This window comes from Sphingomonas sp. 179-I 2A4 NHS, from assembly GCF_045369135.1.
Taxonomy (GTDB): Bacteria; Pseudomonadota; Alphaproteobacteria; order Sphingomonadales; family Sphingomonadaceae; genus Sphingomonas.
Window position 1 is genome coordinate 1 of sequence record NZ_JBIQFL010000028.1, and the last position, 9,731, is coordinate 9,731.

The 9,731-nt window shown below is 61.7% G+C and carries 11 protein-coding genes; 7 read left to right on the forward strand and 4 right to left on the reverse strand.

Translation table 11 applies throughout. From position 1 onward, the window contains the following. Positions 1-91 precede the first annotated feature (91 nt). Both ACH0CP_RS18765 and ACH0CP_RS18770 read left to right on the forward strand, forming a co-directional pair. On the forward strand, positions 92-277 hold the full coding sequence (locus ACH0CP_RS18765) for a hypothetical protein (RefSeq protein ID WP_406893940.1): 186 nt from the start codon (positions 92-94) through the stop codon (positions 275-277). Further along, positions 277-1,827 (forward strand): type IV secretory system conjugative DNA transfer family protein, encoded by a 1,551-nt coding sequence (locus tag ACH0CP_RS18770; protein ID WP_082458176.1) that lies wholly within the window; start codon positions 277-279, stop codon positions 1,825-1,827. The genes ACH0CP_RS18765 and ACH0CP_RS18770 overlap by 1 nt, the downstream gene beginning before the upstream one ends. Before the next feature lie 735 nt (positions 1,828-2,562). On the opposite strand, the gene ACH0CP_RS18775 is transcribed toward ACH0CP_RS18770, so the two are convergent. From ACH0CP_RS18775 to ACH0CP_RS18790, 4 genes are all read right to left on the reverse strand, one after another. Then, positions 2,563-3,516, reverse strand: a complete 954-nt coding sequence (locus ACH0CP_RS18775; protein WP_056454948.1) for a replication initiator protein A — start codon at positions 3,514-3,516, stop codon at positions 2,563-2,565. Then, entirely contained in the window at positions 3,513-3,845 is a 333-nt protein-coding gene (locus ACH0CP_RS18780) for a hypothetical protein (RefSeq protein WP_056454951.1), read from the reverse strand. Before ACH0CP_RS18780 ends, ACH0CP_RS18775 begins: the two co-directional genes overlap by 4 nt. After that, the gene (locus tag ACH0CP_RS18785; protein WP_406889927.1) at positions 3,845-4,498 is read right to left on the reverse strand and encodes a hypothetical protein; all 654 of its coding nucleotides are present in this window, start codon (positions 4,496-4,498) and stop codon (positions 3,845-3,847) included. The genes ACH0CP_RS18780 and ACH0CP_RS18785 overlap by 1 nt, the downstream gene beginning before the upstream one ends. A 71-nt stretch (positions 4,499-4,569) precedes the next feature. Further along, entirely contained in the window at positions 4,570-5,202 is a 633-nt protein-coding gene (locus tag ACH0CP_RS18790; RefSeq protein ID WP_056455026.1) for a hypothetical protein, read from the reverse strand. A 381-nt stretch (positions 5,203-5,583) separates the two neighbouring features. On the opposite strand from ACH0CP_RS18790, the gene ACH0CP_RS18795 reads away from it, so the two are divergent. From ACH0CP_RS18795 to ACH0CP_RS18815, 5 genes are all read left to right on the forward strand, one after another. After that, positions 5,584-5,961 (forward strand): type II toxin-antitoxin system RelE/ParE family toxin, encoded by a 378-nt coding sequence (locus ACH0CP_RS18795; protein ID WP_056454959.1) that lies wholly within the window; start codon positions 5,584-5,586, stop codon positions 5,959-5,961. Beyond that, entirely contained in the window at positions 5,945-6,268 is a 324-nt protein-coding gene (locus ACH0CP_RS18800) for a DNA-binding transcriptional regulator (protein WP_056454961.1), read from the forward strand. Before ACH0CP_RS18795 ends, ACH0CP_RS18800 begins: the two co-directional genes overlap by 17 nt. A gap of 120 nt (positions 6,269-6,388) precedes the next feature. After that, the gene (locus tag ACH0CP_RS18805; RefSeq protein ID WP_082458177.1) at positions 6,389-6,841 is read left to right on the forward strand and encodes a hypothetical protein; all 453 of its coding nucleotides are present in this window, start codon (positions 6,389-6,391) and stop codon (positions 6,839-6,841) included. 230 nt (positions 6,842-7,071) lie between these two features. Then, positions 7,072-8,544, forward strand: a complete 1,473-nt coding sequence (locus tag ACH0CP_RS18810; protein WP_056454965.1) for an SMODS domain-containing nucleotidyltransferase — start codon at positions 7,072-7,074, stop codon at positions 8,542-8,544. A gap of 64 nt (positions 8,545-8,608) precedes the next feature. Further along, positions 8,609-9,439: a hypothetical protein gene (locus ACH0CP_RS18815; RefSeq protein ID WP_156359965.1), complete on the forward strand. Its 831-nt coding sequence runs from the start codon at positions 8,609-8,611 to the stop codon at positions 9,437-9,439. Positions 9,440-9,731 lie beyond the last annotated feature (292 nt).

A 9,731-nucleotide genomic window follows, 5' to 3' on the forward strand; every position in this document is an offset into this window, starting at 1 on the left:
ATCGTCAACAACAACCAGCCCGTTCCCGACGTGTTCTCCAAGATGACCAAAATCGCAGCTTCGGGCCGACTGGGCCATGTGGCACGAGGACATGGCGGACTCGCGCGCCAACCTAGTCATCGAGGATATGATCCCGACGCGCAACGACGATGCGTTTTTCGAGATGATGCTGGATGAGGGCGTGCCCCCTCCCCTCGTCTCGCAAATCCTGCTCCGGCTGCTCGATCACCCCGACGCCGATCGGTCCCTGCCGGTCACGCCGATGGGCGCGCACTGATGCTCAGGCGACGGATCAGCCCGCTGTTCGCGGTCTTCGTCGCCTTCGTGGTGCTGATGGCGAGCAACGCCTGGCTCAAGGGCATCTTCGGCTATGGCGAGATAGCGACCGACATTCCGTTCCTGCTTGCCGGCGCGGTCCTGTTCCTCGCCTGGCGCTTCAACCGGCGTGCCGCCAACCAGCGCAGCGATCTGCTCGGCTCCGCCCGCTTCGGATACCGTGCCGACGTGCGGAAGCTGGAAGCGAACGGAGATCTTCTGATCGGCCGCTCGGCGAAGTCGGGCAAGCTGCTGCATTACGACGGCGCGGCGCATCTGCTGACGATGGCACCCACCCGATCGGGCAAGGGCGTCGGTACGATCATCCCCAACCTGCTGCTGCTGGATCGCTCGGTGATCTGCATCGACCCCAAGGGCGAGAACGCGCGGGTCACCGCCCGCGCGCGTGCCGCCAAGGGCAAGGTCTGGTGCCTCGATCCGTTCGGCGTGTCGGGTCAGCCCCCTGCCCGCTACAATCCGCTCGACCGGCTCGATCCCGCCAGCCTCGATCTCGCGGAAGATGCCAACACCCTCGCCGACGCGCTGGTGCATGACGCGCCGGGACAATCGGGCGAAGCCCACTGGAACGAGGAAGCCAAGGCGCTAATCGCCGGGCTGATCCTGCACACCGTCGTCCACGAACCCGCCCACGCCCGCGTGCTGGCGACGGTGCGCGACAAGCTGACGCTCGCCCCTGCCGCCTTCGCCGCGCTGCTGGCCGATATGCAGGACAGCGCCGGCGCCGGTGGCCTGATCGCCCGCGCCGCCAACCGGCAGCTCGGCAAGTCTGATCGCGAAGCCGCCGGCGTGCTGTCCTCGGCGCAGCGGCACACTCACTTTCTCGATAGCCCCCGCATCGTCGCCAGCACGGCCGCGTCGGATTTCACCTTCGCGGAATTGAAGGACACGACCGCCACCGTGTTCCTGTGCCTGCCGCCCGATCGGCTCGACACCTATGCCCGCTGGCTGCGGCTGCTGGTGAGCCAGGCCGTCACCGACATGGCGCGGTCCACCGCCCGCCCTGCCCGGCCGGTGCTGTTCCTGCTCGACGAGTTCGCCGCGCTCGGTCGCCTTGAACCCGTCGAGCGCGCAATGGGACTGATGGCGGGCTATGGCCTCCAGCTCTGGCCGATCCTTCAGGACATGCACCAGCTCAAGGCGACCTATGGCGAGCGCGCCGGCACCTTCATGTCCAACGCGGGCGTGATCCAAACGTTCGGGGTCAACGACCATGCCACCGCCGACATGCTCTCGCGCACGATCGGCGACACCACGATCGAATATGATACCGTCAGCACGTCGCGCGGCACGGGCTGGGGCGAAAATCGCGCCGGCCCATCGGAAAGCGTCAGCGGTCATGTCTCGGCCCGCCGTCTTGCTACACCCGACGAAATCATGCGGATGCGACCCGACCAGCTCCTGCTGCTCCGCCAAGGCGAACATCCGCTCGCGGTCGAGAAAATCCGATATTACGACCAGCGTGAGTTTGCCGGCTTGTTTGATCCGGCTTGAATGGTCCGCGAAAGCACGAACACACACACCTGCCGCGCCGTAAGGCAGCGCCGCTCCTCCGTATAATCGGCGATAATTCGTGCTTTCGAGGACCGGAAGTTAGACCCACCGGTAGGCGGTGTTATGATTAACCGCCTACCAAACCCGCATGGCAATTTAAGCCCTTCTAGCGACGTTTGCCGTTACCGGGGCCTCCTCTCTTAGCGGAAGTCCTTTTCTGCCCTGGCAGCCGCTCTGGGCGGCGCTCGGGCATTATTCCTCCGCTACCTCGCCGACTCTCTTCTCGCCTAGCCCTGCGGCGCTTGCGCCGTTCTGGTGACGGCTATGCCGTCACGCAACAAAAGTGCATCGGCCGGTAGGCCGATTCCATTGGTCCTTTTGCGTTCTCACGTTGTCGGCTGGGATTAAGTGATTCTGTTAAATAGGAATCCTTAAGAAGGTTAAGGGCTAGAAATGTCCCGAATCCTCTTCGCTTATCAGTTGCTTAGCGGCACCGCTGGTGGGTGAAACCCCGTGATTCGGTGTGTGATCCCCCGATAGTGCGGTGTGTGATCCCCCGAACGAATGGTGGGTGAAACCCCGGGTCTAGGGTGCCGAAATAGGCTCTGCATGCCAGTTATCCACAGACTAGCCGCCTGTCCCGTCCGAGCTAAAGTGCTTCGGTGATCGGCCGATGATTCCAACCGGTGGGTGAAACCCCGATAAATAGCGTTGAGGTGGGTGAAACCCCGATAGTCACCGCCGGCCGGCAAGTCGGTCCATATGGGCGTCCACCTCGTCCGTGCGCCGGCGATCGGCGTCGATGCGGGCGCGCCGTTCCTCCTCCACGCGCATCTTCTCGGCCAGCGCCAGCGCTTCGGCCTCGCCGCGGAGCCTGAACAGCACGGCCGGGCTTTTGTCGGTCGTTTCGGCTGTTTCCATTGTATAATCGGGAAGCTGGTCAGCCTCGATCACGCGCCGAAGCATCCGGTTGAATTCCTTAGGCTGGGCATCGCTGCCCGTCTTGTCGCGGAGCACCTCTACCCGGCACAACCATCCCCCGCGCTGCGTGCCGGCATGCTTGCGCGCGATGCGATACAGCGCCCGCTCCAGTCCTCCGGACAGGAGGAAATAATCGGGATGCATGGTAAGCAACGACTTCTCGTTGACGATCCCCTCATAAACCCAATCCGAAAGCGTCAGCGTCATGCCCCGCGGCTGCTCGGTCTCGGCGTCGGTGTCGAAGGTCCAGCTATCAAGCCAGTTGAAGCCAGCTTTCTGCCGGCGCTTGGTCGCGCGGATTGAGGTGGTGATGGAGGTCGTCTGGAGCCGGAGCAGCGCCGCTTGCAGCTCCTGATAGTCCCTACCTCCAGTGCCACGCTTGATAGCCCGCAACAGGTCATAAGGGGTCGTCGTCAGCGTGCGCGGCAGGTCGTTCAAGCCCTGCTGCTTCATGCGATTGAGGGTAGATGCCGCCCAAATCAGAATGTCAGCATCCCAAATCGTCGCCATGCCATAGTCGGGGATCGCTTGGACGCGCACCCACGCTTCGCCATCCGGGCTGCGATACTCGATGGGCTTGAGACGCTTGCGCTTTTGCAGCGAGAAGAACGGACGCTCCATGACCTCCCGCTGGTCCTTGAGCGGAAGGTCGCCAAGCGCCGGGATGAACAGGTCGAACTCGGGATTGGGATCACGCCGCTTGCTCACGGAGCAAACCTGGTGTGGCCCCGCTTGACGAGATACTGCCGGAGCAGGCGCTCGGTCACGACGGTAAGCGGCTCCCCGCCCTCCTCTACACTGAGCTGGCGCAGCGCGCGGTGCATGTCCTCGGGAATGTGGATCAGCACCGGCTTCTTGCCTGGATGGCTACTGCGACGCGCTGGCGCTACCGGTGTCGGCGTGTCGGGCGAGCGCCGCGATCGACGTGGCCCGACCGCCTGCTGCGGCTCGGAGGCAGCCTCGGCGATGGGAGCCGCTGCGGCCTCTTCGGGCTCATCATCGAAGATGCTGGCAAGTGCGGACGGTCTCTTCGCCATTATGCTGCCTCGCTTACTGGCTTAGTCGTAAAGCCGCTTAGTCGCTTAGCCTCGATATAAGCGGCACGCAGCTCGGCTGCAGCCTTGCTGTCCGGCTCTGTTTCGGCCGCCGTCCGCCCGAGTGGCGTGGCCTTGTAGAAGTCCTTGCGGAAGTGGAGCCGGCTGTCGAACAGCGTTACGCCCTTGGCCGCGAAGCCGGCATGGGCCTCCTGCCCCTCCCCGCCTTGGTGCGGAACCTGCGTCAAAATGACCGCAAACGGAGTGCCTGCCTGCTGCACCTGCTTGACCGTCTGCAGCACCGAATGAACGTCCAGCCCACGCGGCGCGACGGGGACAATGACGAAGTCCGCTTGCTCGGCCGCGAGCATGGCGATGTCCTTGGAATTCGCGGGCGTGTCGATGATGATAAGATCGATCTTCCCGCTGGCGCGTCCACGCGAAACGTGGAGCGGGAGGCCAGCGACGCTGCTGTCCTTCACTATCACGTCGTCGTCGTCGCGGCGTTCCGACCAATAGAGCGCGGACCCCTGCCGGTCGTCGGCATCGAGGATGACGACGGATGCCCCTTCCCGCGCCGCCTCGACGGCGAAGCCGGTTGAAAGAGTGGTCTTCGATTGCCCACCCTTCTGCGCGATGACGGCCCATACCTGCACAGCTTTGCTCCTACTAAGCGGCTAAGCGACTTATACCGCTTAGCCGCTTAGTCGTAAAGCCACTTAGTCGCTTAGCTCTCGTCTGAATTCTCGTCGCCTTCGTTTGGATCGTGGCGCATCACCCCATGCCCCTTGATCGGGCACAACGGCGCGCCTGCCAATTCCAGCCATTTACGCGCGGTCCTCACCGTATAGCCGCACGCCTCACACTCGCATTTGAGTAGCCGCGTTCCCTGCTTCTTCGGCCGCGTCGTGTCGCCACCTGTGTCGAGCCGAGCATGGGGGAGGGGACCGGCTCCAGCAAGGATTGGGGTTATGGTCGCGAGAAAGACATCGCCGGGAGTAGTGGCACGCATCGGCCCGACCAAGCCGAGACCGAGCGCAATCCGTTTAAACGCCCTCCCATGCCCCGCTGCGATGCCGACCGCGGCGTGGACCAGCTCATGCGCGAGGATTGCGGCGATCTGTGCCGGCATCGCGTCGGAGGCGTACGCGAGGTCGGGACGGATGAAGATCTCGAAGTGCCCGTCACCGCTGCACCGGTTATCCCAACACTCGCCGATCGCCTTGCCTTTGGCGCCACAGCTTGTGAACCCGATCGCGACCCGCACCCGGGAGGGCAGGGGGGCGCCCAACGCCCCGAACAGCGGGGCCATGCCGACCGCCACCCGGTTCAACCAACTTTCGCGATTGTCCTGCTCCATCGTCCTGCCTCCCTTCAAATCGCCCGCATGGGCGATGGCCTCGGCCATCGGCCCTGCCTCGTGGCGAACAGCGGGGGGTGAGGGGGCAGCGGGAATCTGCCGGGGTGGTGCGGGCGCAGGCGCAGCCGAGCCACGGCCCGGCTGATTGCCGTTGCTGGGAGAGGGGGCGCCCCCCCACTTTCCCTGCCGATCAAATGCTATCGCCGGCGTCGCCGGCGACCTCCGGGCAGGCATGCCGCCACGCGAGTGATCGTCACCCGCATGGGGCGAGACGCCGAAGGCGGCTTGATCGAAGCGCAGCGGAGATAGAGCGCGGCCCGCATGGGCGCGCCCATCAGCGAGAGGATTGAAAAACACCGGACTAGGTGCTACACATGAGCCATGTCGGATGGAGAACAGCCGCGAACCTTCAAGACGGCCTGGTTCTCGAAGGCGGCACGCAAGGCACTCATTGCCGACAAGGAGCTATGCGATGCGGTCGAGCAGGTGCGGAAAGGCCAGTGCGATGACCTCGGCGGGGGCGTGTTTAAGAAGCGGCTCGACAAGAATCGCCATCGCAGCATCATCCTGGCCAAAGGGCGGCGCTATTGGGTCTACACCTATCTGTTCGCCAAGAAGGACCGCGATAATATCACCGATGCCGAGCTGAGCGCCTTTCGTGATCTCGCTGACCTCTACGACCAGAAGACCGATGTGGAGATTGAGTTAGAACTGAAGGCCAAGGAACTGACGGAGATTTGCCATGCCCGCAAAGCCTAAATTCAAGAGCGACGCCTTCGAGGCGATTCACAGCAGCGCGTCCGGTATGTTGCGGGCGGGCACGATCAGCAAGGCGACCATGCGCCATTTCGATGAGACGTGCCTGGCTGTGCCAACCACGTTCGCGCCGGCCGAGATCAAGCAATTGCGCGAGCGCCACCATGTCAGCCAACCGGTATTCGCGCGTTACCTCAACACCAGCGAAAGCACGGTCGAGAAGTGGGAAGCGGGCACGAAAAAGCCGAGCGGCCTAGCCCTGAAACTGCTCACGGTCGTTCAAAAGCATGGACTGGAAGTGCTCGCCTAAACCGTAGATTAGCTAAATCGGTTAGTGCCTTAGTCGCTTAATCGCTTAGTGATGATGATAAATCTGAATCACAGGCGTTTTCTGCTTTCGTTCTATGCCTGCGTGACTCATAGAATCGTCATGCCGATCGCGCGCGAACATCGTTGGCTATACCCGATCGACTGGCCCGAGTTGTCTGCGGTCATTCGCTTTACCCGTGCCAAGGGACGCTGTGAGCATTGCAGCCGTCCTCACGGCCGCGACGTCCTGCATCTTGGAAACGGGATCTGGTGGGATGAGGATGCGGCCCTGTGGCGCGACGGGCAGGGTAGAAAAGTCCGGCGCCTGCCGACGCCCGACGATCTCTCACGCGCGCAACCCGGGTTCATTGGCATCGCCCCGCCCGCTCATCTGCGTGTCACGCGCGTGGTCCTCGCAAGCGCACACCTGAACCATGATCCAAGCGACAACCGGACGCGCAATCTCGCCGCGCTCTGCCAGCGTTGCCACATGCGTCACGACGCCAGCGAGCATCGCCGACGTCGATGGCACAACGCCTTCCGAGTGCGCGCAATCGGCGACCTCTTCACCTGAACGCGCGCCGACGATCGGCGTCGCGGAAGCAACACTATCGTCACTTTCCTGCAGCGGACTAGGGCCGGGAAGAGGCACGACATGGTTCAGCCGTCGCGGAAATAGCTCGTAGGTCAGACGGGAGCATCTGACCCTAGCCGAACCACCCATAACGCAGGTACCTTGATCAGCCAGACACAACAGCAAGAGCGGCCCGGCTAAGGTCCGCATCTCGGATACGAGCGGACCGCATGAAACTGATCAAGCATTTCTCGGAGTTTTTGACTGACACGGTCAACCTCAACCAGAACCGGATCGACACCCTGGAAGCCAGCGTCGACGCCATTAAGAAGTTTATCAGAGAGGCCGATTGGGAACCGCGAGTTTGGAAGTTCGTGGAGCAAGGCTCTTGGGCGCACAACACTATTATCCGACCCGTCGATAGCAAGGAATTTGACGCTGACCTCCTCGTCATCGTCGACCCTGTCGAGGGCTGGACGGCCGCAAACTACGTATCCAAGCTCGGCGACGCTTTTAAGGCGAGCGGCCTCTACAAGGACAAGGTTGAAGTCTGGGATTATTGCGTCACGATCGTTTACGCTACTGACCGGCGCATCGACATCGCTCCCTGCGTTCGCGGCCGCAAGGTCGCCGAACGCCTCGAGGTCTGCAACCGCGCCACCAACGATTTCGAGCGAACCGAACCCGTTAAATACACCGAATGGTTCAACGCGAAGAATGGCTACTCGGGATCTAACTCGTTCCGGAAGGTTGCCCGGCTCATCAAATACTTACGAGACATCCGAGGTGACTTCGCTTGCCCCTCGGTCCTCCTCACCACACTCATTGGCGAGCGCATACAATGGTCGGACGCTGGCGCCTCCGAGTTCAAGGACGTGCCCACCACCCTGCGCACAATCATGCGTCGCCTCGACACTTGGCTGCAGGCGCGCCCACGACGCCCACAGGTGCCTAACCCCGAACTCATCAGCGAGGACTTCGCCGCCTCATTAACAGACCAGGCCTACGCCGATCTACGAACCGCGGTGAGTGAACTTCGGGCTAAGATCGACACCGCCTTCGAGACACAAGGCAAATTCGCAAGCATTCTCGCTTGGCGTGAAATCTTCGGGGACAAGTTCGCCAAGGGCATCACGGTGCTCAGTTCCTCCTTGACCGAAAGCGCCGACCAGGACGAAGTTGACGAGGATCCGAATGTGCTCTTGGCAGGGCTGATCCGTTCTGACGCGCACCACGACAGCAGGATTGTCGACATGGTCACCCGAGTGGGGCGCTGGCTCTGGAAACCGAGCCTTGATCGGCCCAGCCATATGCGCCAACCAATCTGGCCGCGCGCCGACATCGTCTCCGATCGCGTTCAAATTGCCGCCACCTGGCGACCGAACCGAAACTCGCCGGAAGGGCGCCGGGTGGAAGATTTCGAACAGGTTCCCGGCAGAGGGGGGCTTTGGTTTGACGTACTCGTCAACGATGGCCAGCGGCTCCCGTCCGGCCACTCGGTTCGCTACAGGATCACCAACACTGGCGCGATTGCCATGGCAATCGGCAAAGGGCGCGGCGGCTTCGAGACGCCGCAGGAGGGAACGCGGCGGTGGGAGCCGCTTGAATATCGCGGCGTGCACCTCGCCGAAGCGTTCGTGATCCGGGATGGCGACGGCAGGCTCGTGGGCCAGAGCCGCCCATTCCATGTCGTGATCACATGAGGACGCAGCGCTTGGTCCCGGTAGGTTTGGCCCTATGCTGCATGCGGCAGAGGGAGCAAGCAGGTTGGTAGTTGAAGCTAAGATACTGGAAGGGCTGACGAACGCTGAGTTTGGCAAAGCCGAGAAGCTATTCACTTGGTCGGGGCGAGCGCAGCTAACCCTGGCCGTGCTTTCGGCAGTTACAGTCTTTGTGAGCGACACGACCGTAACCCTGTTGTTGGCAATCCTTGCCGCTGTCATCTTTGCTGGCTGGGCGTATGCAGACTGGTTGTACCGAGCTAGCCGGGCGCAAGCTGAGCGAGGCCGCAGAGCACTCCTTGTCGTGGAAGGCTTAGTCGGAACAGTTTCACCGGGCGAAATAAGGGACATTGAGTCCGGGTTTACGGTAACAAAAGAACAGGGTGAACGGGCACACAACCCTGAGTTTTTTGCTAGCACGAAGGAAAAGGGCAAGGAGCGACTACTCGAATTAATCGAGGAAAGCGCGTTTTATTCCTGTCGGCTATACCGGCTCAGCGCTGCATCCACTTGGCGAAAACTCGTAGTCTACGGGTCGATATGCTTTGGCTTGTTCGTCTCGACCGTGTACTTTATCGACGCTGCGAAGATCGCCTTTACGTCTCGCCTTGCGTTGGTCGTTCTTATCTTTTTAATCTCTCAAGAGGTTTTAGGAAGCGCACGGGATTACGCACGCGCGCACCTAGCGCTGTCCTCGACACAGGCCAGGATTAGAGCAATCCGTGCCGCGGGATACCCGGAGGGGGACCTGCTTGTATTCATGGGCGACTATAATTCTGCCGTCGAGGGAGCGCCGATGATGGCCCCTGGGGTTTATAAAAAGAACGCCTCGCACTTAGATGAACTTTGGCGCAGGCATCAGCAGGCAACGGGTTAGCAGTCTGTTCCATTAGGGTCGGTAGTTCCGTCGATTGGACGTCATCCGCATACCCACTCTGTCCGCCGGCTGCCAACATAGCCTTCTCACAAACGATCGATTTTGAAGCGCCGCCATGTGAGAAGGTCTAGCAGGGGTCACCGGCGTATCAAAACACATTCTCGATTGCTGGTGCTCGTGCTAAGTACACGAGATGAGTTTTGAGAACGCTTAATGAGGGCATCGCGTGGAAGGTACGCCAGACAACGCTAAGCGAGAACATTTCAAGAACCGCATGATGGCCGTTACCGCC